General features: G+C 66.6%; 19 protein-coding genes. 2 read left to right on the forward strand and 17 right to left on the reverse strand.

Annotated elements, in window-relative coordinates:
* Window positions 1–254: 254 nt before the first annotated feature.
* The 8 genes from ACIIOY_RS19770 to ACIIOY_RS19805 form a co-directional block, all read right to left on the reverse strand.
* Window positions 255–662, reverse strand: coding sequence for a F0F1 ATP synthase subunit epsilon (locus ACIIOY_RS19770; RefSeq protein WP_411036391.1), 408 nt, complete (start codon window positions 660–662; stop codon window positions 255–257).
* A 69-nt stretch (window positions 663–731) separates the two neighbouring features.
* Window positions 732–2279: a F0F1 ATP synthase subunit beta gene (gene atpD, locus ACIIOY_RS19775; RefSeq protein WP_411036392.1), complete on the reverse strand. Its 1548-nt coding sequence runs from the start codon at window positions 2277–2279 to the stop codon at window positions 732–734.
* 26 nt (window positions 2280–2305) lie between these two features.
* Window positions 2306–3187: a F0F1 ATP synthase subunit gamma gene (locus tag ACIIOY_RS19780; RefSeq protein WP_411036393.1), complete on the reverse strand. Its 882-nt coding sequence runs from the start codon at window positions 3185–3187 to the stop codon at window positions 2306–2308.
* A 116-nt stretch (window positions 3188–3303) separates the two neighbouring features.
* Window positions 3304–4833 (reverse strand): F0F1 ATP synthase subunit alpha, encoded by a 1530-nt coding sequence (gene atpA / locus ACIIOY_RS19785; protein ID WP_411036394.1) that lies wholly within the window; start codon window positions 4831–4833, stop codon window positions 3304–3306.
* On the reverse strand, window positions 4833–5399 hold the full coding sequence (locus ACIIOY_RS19790) for a F0F1 ATP synthase subunit delta (protein WP_411036395.1): 567 nt from the start codon (window positions 5397–5399) through the stop codon (window positions 4833–4835). The genes atpA and ACIIOY_RS19790 overlap by 1 nt, the downstream gene beginning before the upstream one ends.
* A gap of 261 nt (window positions 5400–5660) precedes the next feature.
* Window positions 5661–6044 (reverse strand): AGROH133_08824 family phage infection protein, encoded by a 384-nt coding sequence (locus tag ACIIOY_RS19795; RefSeq protein WP_411036396.1) that lies wholly within the window; start codon window positions 6042–6044, stop codon window positions 5661–5663.
* A gap of 104 nt (window positions 6045–6148) precedes the next feature.
* The gene (locus ACIIOY_RS19800; RefSeq protein ID WP_411036397.1) at window positions 6149–8353 is read right to left on the reverse strand and encodes a primosomal protein N'; all 2205 of its coding nucleotides are present in this window, start codon (window positions 8351–8353) and stop codon (window positions 6149–6151) included.
* Between the two features lie 58 nt (window positions 8354–8411).
* A complete protein-coding gene (locus tag ACIIOY_RS19805) occupies window positions 8412–9548 on the reverse strand; it encodes an AAA family ATPase (RefSeq protein ID WP_411036398.1) in 1137 nt (378 codons plus the stop codon).
* A 139-nt stretch (window positions 9549–9687) separates the two neighbouring features.
* Between ACIIOY_RS19805 and ACIIOY_RS19810 the strand changes: the two genes are divergently transcribed.
* Window positions 9688–10623: a tyrosine recombinase XerC gene (locus ACIIOY_RS19810; RefSeq protein WP_411036399.1), complete on the forward strand. Its 936-nt coding sequence runs from the start codon at window positions 9688–9690 to the stop codon at window positions 10621–10623.
* 63 nt (window positions 10624–10686) lie between these two features.
* Window positions 10687–11769 carry a TraB/GumN family protein gene (locus ACIIOY_RS19815; RefSeq protein WP_411036400.1) on the forward strand — a complete coding sequence of 361 codons (1083 nt, stop codon included), beginning with the start codon at window positions 10687–10689 and terminating at the stop codon, window positions 11767–11769.
* On the opposite strand, the gene ACIIOY_RS19820 is transcribed toward ACIIOY_RS19815, so the two are convergent.
* Genes ACIIOY_RS19820 through ACIIOY_RS19860 form a run of 9 tightly spaced genes read right to left on the reverse strand, consistent with a single transcriptional unit; the run spans window position 11753 to window position 20789 of the window.
* Window positions 11753–12271, reverse strand: coding sequence for a DUF2867 domain-containing protein (locus ACIIOY_RS19820; RefSeq protein WP_411036401.1), 519 nt, complete (start codon window positions 12269–12271; stop codon window positions 11753–11755). The genes ACIIOY_RS19815 and ACIIOY_RS19820 overlap by 17 nt on opposite strands.
* A 58-nt stretch (window positions 12272–12329) precedes the next feature.
* On the reverse strand, window positions 12330–13736 hold the full coding sequence (lpdA, locus tag ACIIOY_RS19825) for a dihydrolipoyl dehydrogenase (protein WP_411036402.1): 1407 nt from the start codon (window positions 13734–13736) through the stop codon (window positions 12330–12332).
* A gap of 24 nt (window positions 13737–13760) precedes the next feature.
* Window positions 13761–14513 carry an SDR family oxidoreductase gene (locus tag ACIIOY_RS19830; protein WP_411036403.1) on the reverse strand — a complete coding sequence of 251 codons (753 nt, stop codon included), beginning with the start codon at window positions 14511–14513 and terminating at the stop codon, window positions 13761–13763.
* Window positions 14510–15001 carry a hypothetical protein gene (locus ACIIOY_RS19835; RefSeq protein WP_411036404.1) on the reverse strand — a complete coding sequence of 164 codons (492 nt, stop codon included), beginning with the start codon at window positions 14999–15001 and terminating at the stop codon, window positions 14510–14512. The genes ACIIOY_RS19830 and ACIIOY_RS19835 overlap by 4 nt, the downstream gene beginning before the upstream one ends.
* 3 nt (window positions 15002–15004) lie before the next feature.
* Window positions 15005–15640: a LysE family translocator gene (locus ACIIOY_RS19840; RefSeq protein WP_411036405.1), complete on the reverse strand. Its 636-nt coding sequence runs from the start codon at window positions 15638–15640 to the stop codon at window positions 15005–15007.
* Window positions 15637–16059: a VOC family protein gene (locus ACIIOY_RS19845; RefSeq protein ID WP_411036406.1), complete on the reverse strand. Its 423-nt coding sequence runs from the start codon at window positions 16057–16059 to the stop codon at window positions 15637–15639. The genes ACIIOY_RS19840 and ACIIOY_RS19845 overlap by 4 nt, the downstream gene beginning before the upstream one ends.
* 9 nt (window positions 16060–16068) lie before the next feature.
* Complete coding sequence (locus ACIIOY_RS19850) at window positions 16069–16482, reverse strand: MAPEG family protein (protein WP_411036407.1); 414 nt, start codon at window positions 16480–16482, stop codon at window positions 16069–16071.
* 12 nt (window positions 16483–16494) lie between these two features.
* Complete coding sequence (gene odhB / locus ACIIOY_RS19855; RefSeq protein ID WP_411036408.1) at window positions 16495–17742, reverse strand: 2-oxoglutarate dehydrogenase complex dihydrolipoyllysine-residue succinyltransferase; 1248 nt, start codon at window positions 17740–17742, stop codon at window positions 16495–16497.
* A 50-nt stretch (window positions 17743–17792) separates the two neighbouring features.
* Window positions 17793–20789, reverse strand: coding sequence for a 2-oxoglutarate dehydrogenase E1 component (locus ACIIOY_RS19860; protein WP_411036409.1), 2997 nt, complete (start codon window positions 20787–20789; stop codon window positions 17793–17795).
* Window positions 20790–20799: the final 10 nt, after the last annotated feature.

The raw sequence follows: 20799 nt of genomic DNA on the forward strand, positions 1-20799 counted from the left end.
CATGATGACGGGTACGATCTTGCTGCTCATCCATTCCATCCCGCTCAAGGACCAAAAGGCCCGCTCAAATCAAAAAAACCCTCAACACTCAACACACCAGGCATGAACAAACAGAAAATCCCGCGACTTTTCCGTGTCGCGCGGGTCAGTATTCTCACGCATAAGGTAAAGAGCTTATTGCCGGCCGCAAGACGCAAGGCGGCAACAAAAAACCCGCCGGAGGCGGGTTCGATGTCTCTGCATGCCGGCCGGGATCAGGCCGGTACGACGATGCCTTGCAGCGTCGTCAGTTCGGCAAGATAGGTCTCGATGCCGAACTTCTGCTCGTCCGAAGAGGCGCTCGCCAGCTCCGACCGGGCAGCCTCCATGCGGCGCGCGATGTCTTCGCGATTGAATTCATCGACATGGACGGCAGACTCGGCGAGCAGCGTGCAGCCGGTCGGGATGATGTCGGCAAAGCCGCCGAAGACCACGTAGCGGTCCTTCTTGCCGTCCGCGAACTTCACGGTGACGATGCCCGGCTTGATCGTCGTCATGGTCGGCGCATGGTTGGCCATGACGGTCATCTCGCCCTCGGTCGCCGGAATGACGACTTCGCTGACGCTGCCGGAAACCAGCAGGCGCTCGGGAGAAACGAGTTCAAAGTTGAAACTGTCGGCCATGACCATTCACTTCTTCTGGTTTCACGGGTCAGGAGCGGGCGCCCGCGCAAGGCCGGCGCCCGTCGCTCGTCAAGCAGCTTCCGCAGCCAGCTTCTTGGCCTTCTCGACGGCTTCCTCGATGGAGCCGACCATGTAGAAGGCCGCTTCCGGCAGGTGGTCGTATTCGCCGTCGACGAGGCCCTTGAAGCCCTTGATCGTGTCCTCGAGCGAGACGAGCTTGCCCGGCGAGCCGGTGAAGACCTCGGCGACGTGGAACGGCTGCGACAGGAAGCGTTCGATCTTGCGGGCGCGGGCGACGGCCAGCTTGTCGTCTTCCGACAGTTCGTCCATGCCGAGAATGGCGATGATGTCCTGGAGCGCCTTGTAGCGCTGCAGCGTGCCCTGCACCTTGCGGGCGACTTCGTAGTGCTCCTCGCCGACGATCATCGGGTCGAGCATGCGCGAGGTCGAGTCGAGCGGGTCGACGGCCGGGTAGATGCCCTTCTCCGCAATCGAGCGCGACAGAACGGTCGTCGCGTCGAGATGGGCGAACGAGGTCGCCGGCGCCGGGTCGGTCAAGTCGTCGGCCGGAACGTAGATGGCCTGGACCGAGGTGATCGAACCCTTGGTCGTCGTGGTGATGCGCTCCTGCAGGGCGCCCATGTCGGTGGCGAGCGTCGGCTGGTAGCCCACGGCCGACGGGATACGGCCGAGCAGCGCCGACACTTCCGAACCGGCCTGCGTGAAGCGGAAGATGTTGTCGACGAAGAACAGAACGTCCTGGCCCTTGTCGCGGAAGTCCTCGGCAATGGTGAGGCCCGTCAGGGCGACGCGGGCGCGGGCGCCCGGCGGCTCGTTCATCTGGCCGTAGACGAGGGCGCACTTGGAGCCGGCGGCCGAGCCGTTGTTCTCGTGCGGATCGACGTTCACCTTGGACTCGATCATCTCGTGGTAAAGGTCGTTGCCCTCGCGCGTGCGCTCGCCCACACCGGCGAATACGGAGTAACCGCCGTGCGCCTTGGCAACGTTGTTGATCAGTTCCATGATGAGAACGGTCTTGCCGACGCCCGCACCGCCGAAGAGGCCGATCTTGCCGCCCTTCGCATAGGGCGCGAGAAGGTCGACGACCTTGATGCCGGTGACGAGGATCTGGGCTTCCGTCGACTGCTCGACATATTCGGGAGCCGGCTGGTGGATGGCGCGCTTGGCCGTCGTTGCCAGCGGGCCGGCTTCGTCGACCGGCTCGCCGATGACGTTGATGATGCGGCCGAGCGTCTCGTCGCCGACCGGAACGGAGATCGGGGCGCCCGTATCGACGACGGACTGGCCGCGCACGAGACCTTCCGTCGAGTCCATCGCGATGGTGCGGACGGTGTTCTCGCCGAGGTGCTGGGCGACTTCGAGAACCAGGCGGTTGCCGTTGTTGTCGGTTTCCAGCGCGTTCAGGATCTGCGGCAGCGCGCCTTCGAACGCCACGTCGACAACGGCGCCGATGACCTGGGTAACGCGGCCGGTGGCACCGGCGGCGACAGCTGCCGGAGCTGCGGCCTTGGTTGCAGCAGCGGTCCTTGCTGCCGGCTTGCGCGCAGCCGGCTTCTTTTCCGCTGCGGTTTCCTTCGGGGTAGCTGCCTTAGCCATGTCTCTTACCCTCTTTGTCCTGGTCCTTAGAGCGCTTCAGCGCCCGAGATGATTTCGATGAGTTCCTTGGTGATCTGAGCCTGACGCTGACGGTTGTAGTTGAGCGTCAGCTTGTTGATCATCTCACCGGCATTGCGGGTCGCGTTGTCCATCGCGCTCATCTTGGCGCCCATCTCGCCGGCGACGTTCTCGAGCAGAGCCCGGAAGATCTGGACGGAGATGTTGCGCGGGATGAGGTCGCCGAGGATGGCGGCGGCATCCGGCTCGTAGTCGTAGATCGCGGTGGCGCCGGTCGTTTCGGCAACCGCCGCCGGGGCGGAGGCCGGGACGAGCTGGAGCGCGGTCGGGATCTGCGAGATGACCGACTTGAACTCGGAATAGAACAGCGTGCAGACGTCGAACTCGCCCTTCTCGAACAGCGAGATGACCTTGCGGCCGATCTGGTCGGCGTTCTCGAAGCCGATGCGCTTGACGTCGCGCAGGTCGACGCGGTCGATGATCAGCGAAGCGAATTCGCGGCGCAGGATATCGAAGCCCTTCTTGCCGACGCAGATGATCTTGACCGTCTTGCCGCTCGCCAGAAGCTTGCGGGTGTGGTCGCGCGCAAGGCGCGCGATCTGCGAGTTGAAGCCGCCGCAGAGGCCGCGTTCGGCCGTGCAGACGACGAGCAGATGGACATCGTCCTTGCCGGTGCCGGCCATCAGGCGCGGCGCGCTGTCGTCCTGGCCGACGGCCTGGGCGATGTTGGCGAGAACGGCGCTCATGCGCTGCGAATAGGGCCGGGCGGCCTCGGCCGCCTCCTGGGCACGCCTAAGCTTCGCCGCGGCGACCATCTTCATCGCCTTGGTGATCTTCTGCGTCGCCTTGACGGAGGCGATCCGGTTTTTCAGATCCTTAAGTGAAGGCATCCGTTTTCCGTCCTGTAACATGATCCCCCGGAATGTTTTCGGGCCGGATCATGCGTCAATCCAAAATTCGTGGGCCGCCCGCGCGCCGAGGGCGCGCAGGGCTCGAACCGTCAGCCTCAGCCGAAGGACTTGGCGAAGGCATCGAGGGCAGCCTTGAGCTTGCCCTTGGTGTCGTCGCTGATCGCCTTTTCGGTGCGGATCTTGTCGAGGATGTCCTTGCCCTCGGAGCGCATGTAGCCGAGCAGGCCCTGCTCGAACTTGCCGACCTGGTTGACGGGCAGCTTGTCGAGGTAGCCGTTGACGCCGGCGAAGATCACGACGACCTGCTCTTCCGTCTTCAGCGGCGAGAACTGCGGCTGCTTGAGGAGCTCCGTCAGGCGGGCGCCGCGGTTGAGCAGGCGCTGCGTCGCGGCATCGAGGTCCGAGCCGAACTGGGCGAAGGCCGCCATTTCGCGGTACTGGGCAAGCTCGCCCTTGATCGAGCCGGCGACCTGCTTCATCGCCTTTATCTGGGCGGACGAGCCCACGCGGGAAACCGACAGGCCGACGTTCACAGCCGGGCGGATACCCTGGTAGAACAGGTCCGTCTCAAGGAAGATCTGGCCGTCGGTGATCGAGATCACGTTGGTCGGGATGAACGCCGAAACGTCGTTGCCCTGGGTTTCGATGACCGGCAGAGCGGTCAGCGAGCCGGCGCCGTTCTCGTCGTTGAGCTTTGCGGCGCGCTCGAGGAGGCGGGAGTGCAGGTAGAAGACGTCGCCCGGATAGGCCTCGCGGCCCGGCGGACGGCGCAGCAGGAGCGACATCTGACGGTAGGCGACGGCCTGCTTGGAAAGGTCGTCGTAGCCGATGAGGGCGTGCTTGCCGTTGTCACGGAAGTATTCGCCCATCGCGCAGCCGGCGAACGGGGCGAGGTACTGCATCGGCGCCGGGTCGGAAGCCGTTGCGGCGACGATGATCGAATACTGGAGGGCGCCGCGCTCTTCGAGCACCTTCACGAACTGGGCGACCGTCGAACGCTTCTGGCCGATGGCGACGTAGACGCAGAAGAGCTTGTCGCCTTCCGGGCCGTTGTCGTGGATCGCCTTCTGGTTCAGGATCGTGTCCAGGATGATGGCGGTCTTGCCGGTCTGGCGGTCGCCGATGACGAGCTCGCGCTGGCCGCGGCCGACCGGGATGAGGGCGTCGATGGCCTTGAGGCCGGTCGACATCGGCTCGTGCACCGACTTGCGCGGGATGATGCCCGGAGCCTTCACGTCGACACGGCGACGCTCCTTCGCATTGATCGGGCCCTTGCCGTCGATCGGGTTGCCGAGCGCGTCGACGACGCGGCCGAGCAGTTCCGGGCCGACCGGCACGTCCACGATGGCGCCCGTGCGCTTGACGGTGTCGCCTTCCTTGATGTCGCGGTCCGAACCGAAGATAACGACACCGACGTTGTCGCTTTCAAGGTTCAGCGCCATGCCGCGGATGCCGCCGGGGAACTCCACCATTTCGCCCGCCTGAACATTGTCGAGGCCGTAAACGCGGGCGATGCCGTCACCGACGGAGAGCACCTGGCCGACTTCCGAGACTTCCGCCTCTTTGCCGAAGTTTTTGATCTGATCTTTGAGAATTGCGGAAATTTCCGCGGCGCGGATATCCATCAGCCGACCTCTTTCAGTGCAAGCTTAAGGGTAGAGAGTTTGGTGCGAAGGGAGGTGTCGATCTGGCGGGACCCGACCTTGACGATCAGACCACCGAGAATGGACGGGTCGACGGTGACGGCAACCGCCACGTCTTTGCCGGTGACGCCTTTCAGCGCCGCCTTCAATTCAGTTTCCTGCGCTGCGGTCAGCGCATGGGCCGAGGTGACTTCGGCCGTGATTTCGCCGCGCTGGCGGGCGGCGATGGCGCGGTACGCCCTGATCATGCCCGGAACGGCGAAGAGGCGGCGATTTGACGCAACCACCTTGAGGAAGTTTGCCACGAGGCCCGTGATGCCGACCTTGGCGACGATCGCGGAAATGGCCTTGGTCTGATCTTCGGCGGAGAAGACGGGGCTGGCGATCAGCCGCTTCAGGTCTGCGCTCTCGTCGATCAGGGTCTGGAAACGGTCGAGATCGGCCCCGACGCTGTCGGCAGAGCCAGCTTCCAGCGCGAGTTCGAAAAGCGAGGACGCGTATCTTTCTGCAACACCGGAAACGAGCTGGGATGTGTCTGCCACGGGCACAAGCTTCTCTTCTTTTCATCCAGAGCGCAGGGCGGTAGCGAAGCTACAGTCCTAACTCCCTGAAATCGTTGCGGTAATCTTCAGTTCCCACAGGCTTTTTCGCCCGCTTTTTCTGAATTTCGCGGTTCGTCTAGCATAGGAAACCCGGACTCGCAACACGCGCGGCGCAGGAATGCGCCATAAGTCGGCCACAGTGAGAGTAAAAGTTGACTGGGCGGACTATGTTATGTCGCCTCGCAGCACCGAGGGCCGCTTTTACGGTCAGAAAAAGCCGAAGACATAGCCGAGCGGGAGGGCGGCGAGCACCGCCTGCACGAGGAGCACCAGCAGGTTCCTCGCCGTGAAGGACGCATCCGACACCATGGAGAGAAGGCGGCCGAATGCGGCGAGTGCGAAACCGCCGCCGATGCCCATGTAGATCCAGCTTTGCGCCATCATCAGCGCGACGACCGCAAGCCCCGTATAGAAGCCGCCGGCCGACCGGGCGAAGGCAAGCCCCTCGCGGCTGTCCTCGCGGATCTGAAGCCCCGCGAGCTTCAGCGCCGTGCGCGGCGCGAAGAGGCCGAAGAGCCCGAAGAGCGCCGTCGCGATGGCTGCGCAGAACGCCAGGAGCTCGCCCGTCTCGGTGGGGATGTAGAATTCCATCTCGGCGTCTCTCCCGTTGATGCCCGTCCGCTTTCTAGCGCACAGCCGCAAGAGGCAGAAGCGTGCCGGCCGACTTCGCACAACTCTTTGTCAACCATGCCAGCTCACAGGAAGCTCTGCGGATCGATGTCGAGCTGCACCTGCAGCGAGGCCCGTTCCTTCGGCCCGTTGGCGAGCATGGTGCGCAGGAAGGCCTGCATGTCGCTGCCGCGCCGGCCGTGCACCAGCAGGCGGAAGCGGTGGCGGCCGCGGATCAGCGCCAGCGGCGCTTCCGCAGGTCCGAGGATCGAGATGCCATCGACATGGGGCGCGGCCTGCCGGAGGCCGCGCGCATGGGCCTCCGCCTCGCCGCGGCTGTCGGCCGAGACGATGACCGAGGCGAGCCGTCCGAACGGCGGCAGCAGCGCCTTCTCCCGCTCGCCGATTTCGCGGTCGTAGAACGCTTCCGCATCGCCCGAGACGATCGCCTGCATGACGGGGTGCGCCGGCTGGTAGGTCTGGATGAGGCCGTGGCTCTTGAGGCCCGAGCGCCCCGCGCGGCCCGTCACCTGCGAGAGGAGCTGGAAGGTCCGCTCCGCCGCGCGCGGATCGCCGTTCGACAGGCCGAGGTCCGCATCCACCACGCCGACCAGCGACATCAGCGGGAAATTGTGCCCCTTGGCGACGAGCTGCGTGCCGATGACGATGTCCGCCTCGCCCCGCGCGATGGCTTCGAGCTCCAGCCGCAGCCTTTTCACGCCCATCAGGTCGGAGGAGAGCACGATGGTGCGCGCCTCCGGGAAATGCCGCTCCACCTCCTCCGCGATACGCTCCACCCCCGGCCCGCAGGCGGCGAGATGGTCGAAGGTGCCGCATCCCGGGCAGGCCTCCGGCGTGCGCTCGGCATAGCCGCAGTGATGGCACTGGATCTGCCCGCGGAACCGGTGCTCCACCAGCCAGCTGGAGCATTGCGGGCACTGGAAGCGATGGCCGCAGACCCGGCAGAGCGTCAGCGGCGCGTAGCCGCGGCGGTTGAGGAAGAGCAGCGCCTGTTCCTGCCTCTCGATGGTGCGCTGGATACCCCGCAAGAGCACCGGCGACAGGAAGCCGCCGCGTGCCGGCGGGTGTCGCCGCATGTCGATGAGGTGCAGGTCCGGCAGCGCCGCGTCGCCGTAGCGTGTCGGCAGGTGCAGCTTGCGGTAGCGCCCGACATCGCTGTTGACCCGGCTTTCGACCGAGGGCGTCGCCGAGACCAGCACGGCCGGGAAATCGCCGATGCGCGCGCGCACCACGGCCATGTCGCGCGCGTTGTAGAAGACGCGGTCCTCCTGCTTGTAGGCCGGGTCGTGCTCCTCGTCGACGACAATGAGCCCGAGGTCCTCGAAGGGCAGGAACAGCGCCGAGCGCGCCCCGGCCACGACCCTGACGTCACCCGTCGTCACCTGCCGCCAGACCTTCTCCCGTATCCGCGGAGCGAGGTCCGAGTGCCATTCCGCCGGCTTGGCGCCGAAACGGTCCTGGAAGCGCTCCAGGAAGCTTGCCGTCAGCGCGATCTCCGGCAGCAGGATAAGCACCTGCCGGCCCTGCCGCAGCGTCTCGGCTATCGCCTCGAAATAGACTTCCGTCTTGCCGGAGCCGGTGATGCCGTCGATCAGCGAGACGGAGAAGCCGCCCTTGCGGACGCTTTCGACAAGCTCCACCGCGTTCGCCGTCTGCGGCCCTTCGAGGCGCGGCGCCGCATAGTCGGGATCGGGCGCGGCCACCACCGGCGGCGGCGGGAGGAACACGGTCTCGAATGTGCCCTGCTTCACGAGCCCGTCGATGACGCTCGCCGAGGTGCCGGAGGCGTGCGCGAGGCCCGACCGGGTCCAGGCGATGCCGTCCTCGACCAGTTCCAGCACGCGCTCGCGCGCACTCGTCAGCCGTTCCGGCCGGTGGCCGGTAAAGCGCAGGCCTTCGATCATCGGTTCGGGATCGAAGGCGGCCGGCGCGCGCAGCGCCATGCGGGCGACGAGGCCCGGCGGCGTCAGCGTGTAGGCCGAGACCCAGTCGATGAAATCGCGCATCTCCTTGGAAAGCGGCGGGCAGTCGAAGGCCTTCTCGATGGGCCTCAGCTTCCTCGGGTCGACCTTGCCGTCATCGGTTCCGTCCCAGACGACGCCCGCCACCAGCCGCGGCCCGAGCGGCACCTGCACGATCGAGCCCGGCTCCACCGCCATGCCCTCCGGCACGGAATAGGAATAGGGCGCAGGCGTCGGCACCGGCACCAGGACGGGCACCGTGCGCGGGAAGAGTTTTTCTCCGAAAAGGTCGGTCGAATCGCTGCTCATCGCCCGCGAAGATGCCTCCGCGGCCAATCGAAGAAAACCGCAAAGATCGCCGGTCCGCTCATTCGTCGTCCTCCGGCATTTCGCCGGTCAGCCGCATGCCGTCGATCCAGGTCGCCCCGTCGTTGCGCACGACGCGTTTCGCCCGGACGCCGCAGCGGCTCTCCACCTCCCGCGCCAGCCGTTCGGAATGCGTCACGATCCAGATCTGGCTCGTCTCGGCCGCCCGCGCGATCATTTCCGCCAGCGGCGGCAGCATATCGGGATGCAGGCTGGATTCCGGCTCGTTGAGCGCGATCAGCGGCGGCGTGCGATAGGACAGCAGCGCGGCGGCGAGCGCCAGGAAGCGGATCTGCCCGTCGGAAAGCTCGCGCGGCTGGAAGACGCGCTGCGGAAACTGCGGGAAGACCAGTCCGTAGAAGGCGAACTCCTCCGGCTCCGGAACGGAAAGCCGCGCGCCGCCGAAAGCGTCCGCCACCGCCCTGTCGAGATCGACCGTATCCTGCCGCGTCCAGGCGAGCGTCGCGAAGACCGCCGCCATGTTCGCCCCGTCCTCGTCGAGCAGCGGCGCGGTGACGGCAAGGCAGGGGCGGCGCAGCGCCGAATCGCGGTCGGAGCGGAAGCCGTGGAAGAAGCGCCATTGCGAGACGGCGCGGCGGAAGGTGCCGATCTCCGGATAATGGCCCGCATCGCCGAGAAGCGCGACGGCCGTCTCCGAGGTCAGCGCCTGCTCGGGATGCTCGGCCATGCGGCCGGTCTCGTTGCGCACCAAGATGCCCGGCCCGGCGCGCTTCATCACCGTCACCGGCCGGCGGCCCGTCTCGACCGACAGCTCCTCCGCCTTGACCTGCGGCTCGAAGGCGAAGCCGGCGGCGGCCTTGGGCGGGCGCAGGCCCGCCTCGACGCGGTAGCGGAAGGTGATCGCGCGCTCCTCGTCGATAAGCTCCGTCTCGAGCCGGATGCGCACCGGCTCGTTCGCCCGGCGTTTGCCCGTCCACAGCGCGGAGGCCATGCCGCCCTCCGCCGCAATCTCGTGGGCGAAGGTGCCGCGCACCGCCGCCTGAACCAGTTGCAGCGAACGGTAGAGGTTCGACTTGCCCGCCCCGTTCTCGCCGACGAACAGGTTCACCCGCCCGAGATCCATGCGGATCGAACGCAGCGAACGGTAGTTTTCGGCGGACATGGAACGCAGCAGCATGGGCTTATCCGGATTAGAAGAGTGGCCATCTCCATCCGTGTCTAGCGGAAGGCGGCCATCCCTGCCCAGCCCCTTGGCCGAACGTTAGCGAATCCCTAACGCAAATCGCCGATCCTGCCGCAAACGCCAAGGGCAGGACATGAACGATCTTCTCATCATCGCCGATCCGACGCTCATGGCCGAGCGGCAGGGCTGGCTCGACGCGCTTGCCGAGGAACGGCGGCTTTCGGACAACACGCTCGAAGCCTACGAGCGCGACACGCGCCAGTTCCTGGCCTTCCTCACCCGGCATCTCGCCGCCCCGGCCCGCCTCAAGGACATCGGCAACCTGCGCCCGGCGGACCTGCGCGGCTTCCTCGCCGCCCGGCGCCGCGACGGCGCGGGTGCCCGCACGCTCGGCCGCGGCCTTGCGGGCCTGCGCTCCTTCCTGCGCCATCTCGAGCGCAAGGGCCTTGCCAATGCGGCGGGCGCGGCCGCCGTGCGCTCGCCGAAGCAGCCGAAATCCCTGCCGAAGCCGCTCTCCGACCGGCAGGCGATCGCCGTGGTCGACGCCCACGAACAACTGGCCGAGGAACCCTGGATCCGCGCGCGCAATGCCGCGGTGCTGACCCTGCTCTACGGCTGCGGCCTGCGCATCTCGGAAGCCCTGTCGCTGACGCCCGCCGATTTTTCCGGCAGCCCGACGTCCCTGCGCATCACCGGCAAGGGCGGCAAGACCCGCATCGTGCCGCTGATCGCGCCCGCCCGCGACGGCGTCGAGGGCTATATCAAGCTCTGCCCCCTCCCGCTGGCGGGCGACAAGCCGCTCTTCCGCGGCGCACGCGGCGGGCCGCTGCAGCCTGCCATCATCCAGCGCGAGATGCAGAAGCTGCGCGGCGCGCTCGGCCTGCCGGACAGCGCGACGCCCCATGCGCTGCGCCACTCCTTCGCCACCCATCTTCTGGCCGGCGGCGGGGACCTGCGCACCATCCAGGAACTGCTCGGCCATGCCAGCCTTTCCACCACGCAGGTCTATACCGGCGTCGATTCCGCCCGGCTCCTCGAAATCTATGACCGCGCCCATCCTCGCGCCTGAATTCATTAAGAGATTGTGAGGAAGACCCGGCTAGGGTCCGGCCAAAATGCAGGGAGTTCGGCCATGACAGTCCTTCTTCACAAAAGCCGCCTGGTGCTCGCCGACCGGCTGGCTGATCTCGGCCTCTGGCTTCTGGCCGCGATCCACGCGCTGGTCGCCCTCACGTTCCTCGCCGTGCTCGCGGCACTTTCTCCCGCGCAGGCGCAGGAGCCCCCCGTCTGCAGCGGCGACAACCTGCTCGTCAAATACGAGAAGGACGATCCGGCCGGCTTCGCCAGGCTGCGCGCCGAGGCCGAAGTCGTGCCGAACGGCAAGGGCATCTTCTGGAAGATCGAAAGGGACGGCAGGCCCGCCTCCTGGCTGCTCGGCACCATGCATGTGACCGATCCGCGCGTGCTCGCGATGCCGCAGGCCGCCCGCTCGGCCTATGCCGCCGCCGCGACGGTCGTCGTCGAGTCGGACGAGATCGCCGACGAGAAGAAGGCGGGTGCGGCGATCATGGCCCGGCCCGACCTCACCATGTTCACCGACGGCAGGTCCATCACCGACTTCCTCGACGAGGAAGACAGGAAAAAGCTGACGGAGGGCCTGAAGAGCCGCGGGCTTTCGCTCGCCGCCGTCGGCCGCATGAAGCCCTGGATGATCGCGAGCTTCGTCGCGCTGCCGGCCTGCGAGATCGCCCGCAAGGCGGCCGGCGCCGCCTTCCTCGACCAGCGCCTCGCGAAGGATGCGCTGGCGCAGGGCAAGACGCTCAAGGGCCTCGAAACGCTGGTCGAGCAGATCTCCGCCCTCGATTCCCTGCCGCTCGAACCGCAGGTGCAGGGCCTCGTGCAGACGATCGAGCTCGGCGATACGCTGAAGGACGTCATCGAGACGATGAGCCAGATCTACCTTTCCGGCGATACCGGCATGATCATGCCGATGATGCGCGCCGTCGCTCCTCAGACGGACGAGGACGCCAAGGCCTATGCCGAATTCGAGCAGCGCATCATCGTCGACCGCAACCACGTGATGGCCGAACGCGCCGCGCCGCTCCTGGCGGAGGGCAACGTCTTCATGGCCGTCGGCGCGCTACATCTGGCAGGCCCGGAAGGCGTCGTCGAATTGCTGCGCGAGGAAGGGTTCACGCTCACCGCGGTGAGGTGAGGACGCGGTGGCCGATGCCGGACAGCATCCGGCGCACGATCAGCTTGTGGAACGGCATGACGGCCGCGAGATATAGCCGGCCGAAGAGATTGTTGCGGTGGACGAGCGTCATCACGCTCAAGGTCTGGCCGCTCGGCCGGTCCTGCCACACGTCGATGACGATGCGGAAATCGAGATGCCGGTCATCGAAACCGAGCACCACCCGGTCGTCGCTGGCACTCACCACCGGAAAGCCGCCGATCTCCGTTTCCGACGTCGCCGCCTCCCCGGCCGCACGCCGCAGGCCGAAGGGTGCGACAAGCGCGTTGCGCAGCACCATGAGCCTGCGCACCCAGCCCGGCGGATGTTCCAGCGCGAGCCGCGCCGCCTCGCGCGCCGTGAGGCCATCGACGGGCAAGCCGAGCGTGAAGCGGTCCGCCCAGTCGGCGGAAGGAAGCAGCGGATGGGGAAGCGAGACGGGTCTCGACACGGGCAGCATGAAGGCCTCCTTGGAGACCGCCATGCTGCGCCTGTTCACGCGGACAGGACAGGCGGCCGGTTGTCGCAGCCGCCTGAGGCGATCACATGTGGATCGGCTTGGCGAAGGTCGCGAGCGCGGCTTCCTTGACGGCTTCCGACATGGTGGGATGCGCGTGGCAGGTGCGGCCGAGGTCTTCCGACGAGCCGCCGAACTCCATCAGCACGGCGGCCTCGTGGATCATCTCGCCGGCGCCGAACCCCACGATGTGCACGCCGAGCACGCGGTCCGTCTCCTTGTCCGCCAGCACTTTCACGAAGCCGTCCGTCGCCAGCATGGCGCGGGCGCGGCCGTTCGCGGTGAAGGGGAACTTGCCGACCTTGTAGGCGACGCCCGCCGCCTTCAGCTCCTCTTCCGTCTTGCCGACGGAGGCGACTTCCGGCTGGGTGTAGACGACGCCTGGAATGACGTCGTAGTTCACATGGCCCGCCTGGCCGGCGATGATCTCGGCAACGGCGACACCCTCGTCCTCCGCCTTGTGGGCGAGCATCGGGCCGCGCACCACGTCGCCGATGGCGTAGATGCCGGCGACGTTGGTCCGGAAGTGGTTGTCGATCTCGACGCGGCCGCGGCTGTCGAGGGCAACGCCCGCTTCCTTGAGACCGAGGCCGTCCGTATAGGGCCTGCGGCCCGTGGCGATGAGCACGACGTCGGCCTCGACCGTGGCCGCCTCGCCGCCCTTGACCGGCTCGAAGGTCACCTTGGCGCCGGCGCCGGATTTTTCCACGCCCGTCACCTTGGCGCCGAGCTTGAACTCCATGCCCTGCTTGGCCAGCATGCGCTGGAACTGCTTGGAGACCTCGCCGTCCATGCCGCCGAGGATGGCGTCGAGATATTCGATGACGGTGACCTTGGCGCCGAGGCGCGCCCAGACGGAGCCGAGCTCGAGGCCGATCACGCCGCCGCCGACGACGACGAGGTGGCCGGGCACCTTGTCGAGCGCGATGCCGCCCGTCGAGGAGACGATGACCTTCTCGTCGATCTCCACCGGGACGCCCGGGATGCCGGCGACGTCCGAACCGGTGGCGATCACGATGTTCTTCGCTTCCAGGACCTGTTCCTCGCCCTTGTCGCCGGTGACGGAGACCCTGCCCGCGCCCAGAACCTTGCCGGTGCCCTGGATGCCGTCGATCTTGTTCTTCTTGAAGAGGAAGGCGACGCCGTCGACATTCGACTTCACCGTCGCGTCCTTGTGCGCCATCATCTTGGAAAGATTGAGCGTCGGCTTCACGCCCTCGATGCCGAGCGCATCCAGGCCGTGTGCGGCGTGGCTGTAGGTCTCCGAAGCGTGCAGCAGCGCCTTTGAGGGAATGCATCCGACATTGAGGCAGGTCCCGCCATAGGTGGCGCGCTTCTCGACGACCGCGACCTTGAGGCCGAGCTGGGCCGCCTTGATCGCGCAGACATAGCCGCCGGGACCGGAGCCGATAACGATGAGATCATATGCCATGACAAGTCCTTCCTGCGCGAGGGCCTAGCGGCCGCCGCTGACGTTGAGGGCGGCACCCGTCACATAGGATGCCGCATCGGAGAGAAGATAGAGGATGGAATGGGCGACTTCGTCGGCCGTGCCCGGCCGCTGCATCGGGATGAGCGATGCCATGTCGCGCGCCCGGTCCGGCAGGCCGCCGGAGGCGTGGATGTCCGTGTCGATGATGCCGGGCCGCACGAGGTTGACCCGGATGCCTTCGGCAGCGACCTCGCGGGCAAGGCCGACGGTGAAGCTCTCGATCGCGCCCTTGCTCGCGGCGTAGTCGACATACTGCCCTGCCGCGCCGAGCAGCGCCGCCATCGAGGAAATGTTGACGATGGAGCCGCCCCTGCCGCCGTGGCGGGTCGACATGCGGCGCACGGCCTCCTGCGCCGAGCGGATCGAGCCCATGACGTTGACGGCGAACATGCGCTCCAGCCGCTCGGCGGACATTTCGTCGACACGCTGCGGCAGGGCCACGATGCCGGCATTGTTCACCAGCCCGTCGAGCCGGCCGAAGGTGCCGTCGATGGCGGAGAAGATCGAGGCGAGGCCGAGCTCGCTGCCGACGTCGCCCTGCACGGGGATCGCCGAGCCGCCGGCGGCGCGGATGTCCTCCACCACGGCCTCGGCGGCCTTGAGGTTGGAAACGTAGTTCACCCCGACCTGCCAGCCGGCCGCGCCTGCCATGCGGCAGACGCTGGCGCCGATGCCCCGGCTTCCGCCGGTCACGAGAAGTACAGGAGCCTCCGTCATGCGCCGCATCCTTTCCGCTTGAGCACGTCCCACGGCACGACGGTCGCCTTGCCTTCGTCCCACAGGGTCGAATAACGCAGCGACGGTCCGAAGCCGGAAAGAAGCAGGCTTTCGGCCGCCTTCGCGCCCTCCTCCGGCAGGAGGGCCGCATCGCCGGCGCCGTCGAGCGCGTAGATCACGCCTTCCCAGACGGTGCAGGCGGCGATCTCCTCGCCGGTCACGTCGCCCTCGGGGCAATTGTGCATGACCATGCCGTTCGAGCGGGCGGGATCGTCGCCGGGGATGACGATACCGTCGAGCACGGCGCCGCTCGCCAGGACCTTCATCTTGAAATGATGGCTCGTGGCGGCCGCCTCGGAGCCGACCGGCTCGAAGGCGAGCTCATAGCCCCCGTCGCGATCCGCATAGACCGCGCGGTCCTGCCGGCACTCCGCCGCGCAGGCGGCGGTCGCGGCGAACAATCCGGCAAGGAAGAAGGCGGCGCGCATGGCTCAGTGGGCCTTTTCCGTGGCGAGCTTGATGCCGAGCGCGATGAAGACGAGGCCGCTCGCCCGGTCGATCCACTGGCTCGCGCGCGAAAAGGCCGCCCGCATGCGCGGCGTCGTCATGAACAGCGAGACGCCGACGAACCAGGCGACGAGGCAGGACGCCATGACGAGGCCGTAGCCGAACTTGACGGCGATCGGCGTGTGGGCGCTGACGACCGTGGAGAAGATCGACAGGAAGAAGAAGACCGCCTTCGGATTGAGCGCATTGGCGAGGAAGCCGAGGCCGAAGGCGCGCAGAGGCGACTGCTCGCCCTCGCCGCCCCTTTCCGCCTCCACCGAAAGATCCGTCTTGCCGGCCCGCAGCGCCTTGAAGCCGATATAGACGAGATAGGCCACGCCGCACCATTTCACGATGTTGAAGAGGTAGATCGACTGGGAAATGATGAGGCCGAGACCGAGGATCGTGTAGGTGACGTGGACCATCAGCGCCGTGCCGACGCCGAAGGACGTGATGATCGCCGCGCGCCGGCCGTGCACGATCGACTGGCGCATGACCATGGCAAGGTCGGCGCCCGGAGAGACGATGGCGAAGGAGAAGATCGCCATCAGCGAGGCGAGTTCGAGGAGATAGCTGCTCATTTCTGCTCCAGCGGCGCGTTGAAGGCCCAGATATGGCCGAAGGGATCGGTGATGCGGGCGTAGCGTGCGCCCCAGAACACGTCCGAGGGCGGCATCAGGCCATGGGCGCCGGCCTCGACCGCCCTTGCATAGGCCGCGTCGACGGCCGCCGGGTCGGGCAGGTTGATGCTGACGGCGAAGGAGGTTCCGCCGAGCGTCGCCGGCGCGCTGACGGACATCTCGAATTCCGGGAATTCGTCATGCAGCATCACCTCGCCGCCATAGATGGCGAGATTGGCATGCATGACGCGCTTGCCGTCCTCGGCGAGCTGGTGGAACGTGTTCTTGGCGCCGAGGGCCCGCTCGTAGAAGGCAATCGCCTCAAGCCCGCCTTTCACGCAGATATGCGGCTGGAGCGGGGGAACATCGGTGAAAGCCATGCCTGCCTCCTAGACGACCAGCGCGCCCGCCATGACCGCCAGCCCCAAGAGCGCGACGAGCCAGACGAGCGAGCGGATATAGGGAATGCCTGCCAGATAGAGCGGAAGATAGACGAGCCGGGCGATGAACCACAACCATGCGCCGATGAGCCCCCATCCCGACGCGTCGCCGGAGACGGCAAGCGCCAGCGCGAGGGCGACGAAAGCGGGGTAGGTCTCCCGGTAGTTTCCAGACGCGCGCGCGGCGCGCCCGGCAAGTTTCCCGGCCGGCTCCCGCGCATCGTCGCGCGGGCCGGCGTTCCAGGCGGAGCCAAGCTCCCGCGTGGCAAGCATGCCCTGGAGCCCGATGTGAAAGACGAGCAACGCCGCGCTCATTGCCACGAGCAAGAGCATGGGCGAAGACGCTGCCGCTGCCGCCTCCATAAGAACCTCCCCTTAGAGATCGAGAACGAGGCGTTCCGGATCTTCCAGGCTCTCCTTGACGCGCACGAGGAAGGTCACGGCTTCCTTGCCGTCCACGATGCGGTGGTCGTAGGAGAGCGCCAGATACATCATCGGGCGGATGACGATCTGTCCGCCGACGACGACCGGGCGTTCCTGGATCTTGTGCATGCCGAGGATGCCCGACTGCGGGGCGTTGAGGATCGGCGAGGACATCAGCGAGCCGTAGACGCCGCCGTTCGAGATGGTGAACGTGCCGCCCTGCATGTCGGCCATGGAAAGCTCGCCGTCGCGGGCGGCCTTGCCGAGGCGGCCGATCTCCTTCTCGATCTCGGCGATCGACATCTGGTCGGCATCGCGCACCACCGGCACGACGAGGCCCTTGTCCGTGCCGACGGCGACGCCGATGTGGCAGTAGTTCTTGTAGATGATGTCGGTGCCGTCGATCTCGGCGTTGACCGCGGGCAGCTCCTTCAGCGCGTGGGTGACGGCCTTGGTGAAGAAGCCCATGAAGCCGAGCTTCACGCCGTGTTTCTTCTCGAAGAGGTCCTTGTAGCGGGCGCGCAGGTCCATCACGGCCTTCATGTCCACCTCGTTGTAGGTGGTGAGCATGGCGGCGGTGTTCTGCGCGTCCTTGAGGCGCCTTGCGATCGTCTGGCGCAGGCGCGTCATCTTCACGCGTTCCTCGCGCGGCGCGTCGGCCTCCGACGAAGGCGCGCGGGCGGCGACCTTGACCGGCTCGGCGGCGGCAGCGGTCGTCGAAGCCGTGATGCCCTTGGCGACGGCGGCGATGACGTCGCCCTTCAGCACCTGGCCGCGCTTGCCGGAACCGTCCACGTCACCGGCCGACAGGTTGTTCTCCGCGAGCAGCTTGGCAGCCGACGGGGCCGGCGGCATGGAGGACGCGCCGGCAGCGGGCTTGGTCTCGGCAACGGGAGCCGCAGCGGGCTTTTCCACCTTTTCCGCCTTCTCGGCCGCGGCCGGAGCGGCAGCCCCCGCGGAAGCGCCTTCGGCGATCTGGCCGAGCAGGCCGCCCGGCTCCACCGTCTCGCCGGCATTGGCGGTGATTTCCGAAAGGACGCCGGAGGCGGGCGCCGGCACCTCGATCGTCACCTTGTCGGTTTCGAGCTCACAGAGCGGCTCGTCGACCTTAACGGTGTCGCCGACCTTCTTGAACCAGGTGCCGACGGTCGCTTCGCTGACGGATTCGCCCAAAGTCGGGACGCGGATTTCGGTAGCCATGAGTGTGTTCCGTTCGTGATTCTTATCGTGGTTACATAGGGCCGGGCGGATCAACCGCCCAGCGCGTCCTCGAGGAATGCGGCGAGCTGCGCGAGATGCTTCGACATCAGGCCCGTCGCCGGCGAGGCGGCGGCCGGACGGCCGGTATAGCGCACGCGCTGGTACTTGGCGTCGATATGGGCCAGAACCCATTCGAGATAGGGGTCGATGAAGGCCCAGGCACCCATGTTCTTGGGCTCCTCCTGGCACCACACCATCTCGGCGTTGCGGAAGCGCGACAGCTCGTTGATCAGCGCCTTGGCCGGGAACGGGTAGAGCTGTTCGAGGCGCAGGAGGTAGATGTCGTCGATGCCGCGCTTCTCGCGCTCTTCGAGGAGGTCGTAGTAGACCTTGCCCGAGCACATCACGACGCGGCGGATCTTGGCGTCCTTCTGCAGCTTGATCGGACCGTCCTTCGTCACTTCCGCATCGTCCCACAGCAGGCGGTGGAACGAGCTCTCACCGGCCAGTTCCGACAGCGAGGAAACCGCCCGCTTGTGGCGCAGCAGCGATTTCGGCGTCATCATGATCAGCGGCTTGCGGAAGTCGCGCTTCACCTGGCGGCGCAGGATATGGAAGTAGTTCGCCGGCGTGGTGACGTTGGCGACCTGCATGTTGTCTTCCGCGCAGAGCTGCAGGAAGCGCTCGAGGCGAGCGGAGGAATGCTCCGGGCCCTGGCCCTCGTAGCCGTGCGGCAGCAGGCAGACGAGGCCCGACATGCGCAGCCACTTGCGCTCGCCCGAGGAGACGAACTGGTCGAAGATGACCTGCGCGCCGTTGGCGAAGTCGCCGAACTGGGCTTCCCAGAGCGTCAGCGCGTTCGGGCGGGCGAGCGAGTAGCCGTATTCGAAGCCGAGCACCGCCTCTTCCGAGAGCATGGAGTTGATGACCTCGTAGCGGGCCTGGGTCGGCGAGAGGTTGGCGAGCGGGATGTAGCGCTCCTCGGTCTCCTGATCGTAGAGCACCGAATGGCGCTGCGAGAAGGTGCCGCGTTCGCAGTCCTGGCCGGAAAGGCGGATCTTCGTGCCCTCGACGCAGAGCGTGCCGAAGGCGAGCGCCTCGGCCATCGCCCAGTCGATCCCCTCGCCCGTCTCGATCATCTGGGCGCGGTTGTCCATGAAGCGCTGGATGGTCTTGTGGGCGTGGAAGCCTTCCGGAATGGTCGAGATCTTGCGGCCGATTTCCTTCAGCTGCTTCATCGGCACCGAGGTCTTGCCGCGGCGCTGCTCATCCTGGTTGTCGGCCGTGCGCAGGCCCGACCAGGCGCCGTCCAGCCAGTCGGCCTTGTTCGGCTTGTAGGATTGGCCGGCCTCGAACTCCTGCTCGAGGTTGGCGCGCCAATCGGCCTTCATCTTCTCGAATTCGCCCTCGGTGATCAGGCCTTCGGCGATGAGCCGCGAGGCGTAGAGATTGACCACCGTCTTGTGGGCACGGATCGCCTTGTACATCTTCGGCTGCGTGAATGCCGGCTCGTCGCCCTCGTTGTGGCCGAAGCGGCGGTAGCAGAACATGTCGATGACGACCGGCTTATGGAACTTCATCCGGAACTCGGTCGCGATCTTGGCGGCATAGGTCACCGCTTCCGGATCGTCGCCGTTCACGTGGAAGATCGGCGCCTCGATCATCTTCGCCACGTCCGACGGATAGGGCGAGGAGCGCGAGAAGGCCGGGTTCGTCGTAAAACCGATCTGGTTGTTGATGATGAAGTGCAGCGTGCCGGCGACGCGGTGGCCGCGCAGGCCCGAGAGGCCGAGGCACTCGGCGACCACGCCCTGCCCCGCGAAGGCGGCATCGCCATGCAGCAGCAGCGGCAGGACCTTGGCGCGTTCGCGCAGCGGAATGATGTCGCCCTCGAAGACGGTCGCCATCTGGTCCTGCTTGGCGCGTGCCTTGCCCATGACGACCGGGTTGACGATTTCGAGGTGGGAGGGGTTGGCGGTCAGCGACAGGTGCACCTTGTTACCGTCGAACTCGCGGTCCGAGGAGGCGCCGAGGTGGTACTTCACGTCGCCGGAGCCTTCCACGTCGTCCGGCGCGTAGGAGCCGCCCTTGAACTCGTGGAAGACGGCGCGGTGGGGCTTGGCCATCACGTTCGTCAGCACGTTGAGGCGGCCGCGGTGCGCCATGCCGAGCACGATTTCCTTCAGGCCCAGCTGGCCGCCGCGCTTGATGATCTGCTCGAGCGCCGGGATGAGCGATTCGCCGCCGTCGAGGCCGAAGCGTTTGGTGCCCTTGTACTTGACGTCGATGAACTGCTCGAAGCCTTCCGCCTCGATCAGCTTCTGCAGGATGGCCTTCTTGCCTTCCGGGGTGAAGTCGACGCCCTTGTCCGGGCCCTCGATGCGCTCCTGGATCCAGCCCTTCTCCTCCGGGTTGGAGATGTGCATGAACTCCACGCCGATCGTCGAGCAGTAGGTCCTCTCGAGGATTTCCACCATCTCGCGCACGGTCGCGTATTCGAGGCCGAGCATGTTGTCGATGAAGATCTTGCGGTCGAGGTCCTGTTCCTCGAAGCCGTAGTTCGACGGAGACAGCTCGTTATAGTCCTCGACCGGAGCGGCAAGGCCGAGCGGATCGAGCTTGGCATGCAGGTGGCCGCGCGCGCGGTAGGCGCGGATCATCATGACGGCACGGACGGAATCGCGCGTCGCCCGGTTCACCTCGTCCTGGCTGACCGGCTCGCCGGTCCTGGCGGCAGCGGCTTCGGCCTTCGCCTGCACCTTCTTCTCGATGACCTTCTCGGCGACGCCCCAGTCGCCGTCGAGCGCCGAGACGAGCTCGCCGTTTGCGGCGATCGGCCAGTTCGCGCGCTTCCACGAGGCGCCCCTGGCGGCCTTCACGACGTCGGAAGGCTGGTCCTCCAAAGCCTTGAAGAAGGCCTGCCATTCCTCGCCGACGGAGGCGGGGTTCGCCTCGTACTTGGCGTAGAGCTGTTCGATATAGGCTGCGTTCGCCCCGTCGAGGAAGGACGTGGCCAGGAATTGTTCGTTGGCGTCTTGCCGTGCCATGGTGTCTTGC

Origin of the sequence: Shinella agrisoli (assembly GCF_046557955.1) — a bacterium.
Lineage (GTDB): Bacteria > Pseudomonadota > Alphaproteobacteria > Rhizobiales > Rhizobiaceae > Shinella.

Bases quoted from the DNA above. Each gene is read 5' to 3' on its own strand.
- ACIIOY_RS19770 (WP_411036391.1), bottom strand. From the start codon at position 662: ATGGCCGACAGTTTCAACTTTGAACTCGTTTCTCCCGAGCGCCTGCTG.
- atpD (WP_411036392.1), bottom strand. From the start codon at position 2,279: ATGGCTAAGGCAGCTACCCCGAAGGAAACCGCAGCGGAAAAGAAGCCG.
- ACIIOY_RS19780 (WP_411036393.1), bottom strand. From the start codon at position 3,187: ATGCCTTCACTTAAGGATCTGAAAAACCGGATCGCCTCCGTCAAGGCG.
- atpA (WP_411036394.1), bottom strand. From the start codon at position 4,833: ATGGATATCCGCGCCGCGGAAATTTCCGCAATTCTCAAAGATCAGATC.
- ACIIOY_RS19795 (WP_411036396.1), bottom strand. From the start codon at position 6,044: ATGGAATTCTACATCCCCACCGAGACGGGCGAGCTCCTGGCGTTCTGC.
- ACIIOY_RS19800 (WP_411036397.1), bottom strand. From the start codon at position 8,353: ATGAGCAGCGATTCGACCGACCTTTTCGGAGAAAAACTCTTCCCGCGC.
- ACIIOY_RS19805 (WP_411036398.1), bottom strand. From the start codon at position 9,548: ATGCTGCTGCGTTCCATGTCCGCCGAAAACTACCGTTCGCTGCGTTCG.
- ACIIOY_RS19810 (WP_411036399.1), top strand. From the start codon at position 9,688: ATGAACGATCTTCTCATCATCGCCGATCCGACGCTCATGGCCGAGCGG.
- ACIIOY_RS19815 (WP_411036400.1), top strand. From the start codon at position 10,687: ATGACAGTCCTTCTTCACAAAAGCCGCCTGGTGCTCGCCGACCGGCTG.
- ACIIOY_RS19820 (WP_411036401.1), bottom strand. From the start codon at position 12,271: ATGGCGGTCTCCAAGGAGGCCTTCATGCTGCCCGTGTCGAGACCCGTC.
- lpdA (WP_411036402.1), bottom strand. From the start codon at position 13,736: ATGGCATATGATCTCATCGTTATCGGCTCCGGTCCCGGCGGCTATGTC.
- ACIIOY_RS19830 (WP_411036403.1), bottom strand. From the start codon at position 14,513: ATGACGGAGGCTCCTGTACTTCTCGTGACCGGCGGAAGCCGGGGCATC.
- ACIIOY_RS19835 (WP_411036404.1), bottom strand. From the start codon at position 15,001: ATGCGCGCCGCCTTCTTCCTTGCCGGATTGTTCGCCGCGACCGCCGCC.
- ACIIOY_RS19840 (WP_411036405.1), bottom strand. From the start codon at position 15,640: ATGAGCAGCTATCTCCTCGAACTCGCCTCGCTGATGGCGATCTTCTCC.
- ACIIOY_RS19845 (WP_411036406.1), bottom strand. From the start codon at position 16,059: ATGGCTTTCACCGATGTTCCCCCGCTCCAGCCGCATATCTGCGTGAAA.
- ACIIOY_RS19850 (WP_411036407.1), bottom strand. From the start codon at position 16,482: ATGGAGGCGGCAGCGGCAGCGTCTTCGCCCATGCTCTTGCTCGTGGCA.
- odhB (WP_411036408.1), bottom strand. From the start codon at position 17,742: ATGGCTACCGAAATCCGCGTCCCGACTTTGGGCGAATCCGTCAGCGAA.
- ACIIOY_RS19860 (WP_411036409.1), bottom strand. From the start codon at position 20,789: ATGGCACGGCAAGACGCCAACGAACAATTCCTGGCCACGTCCTTCCTC.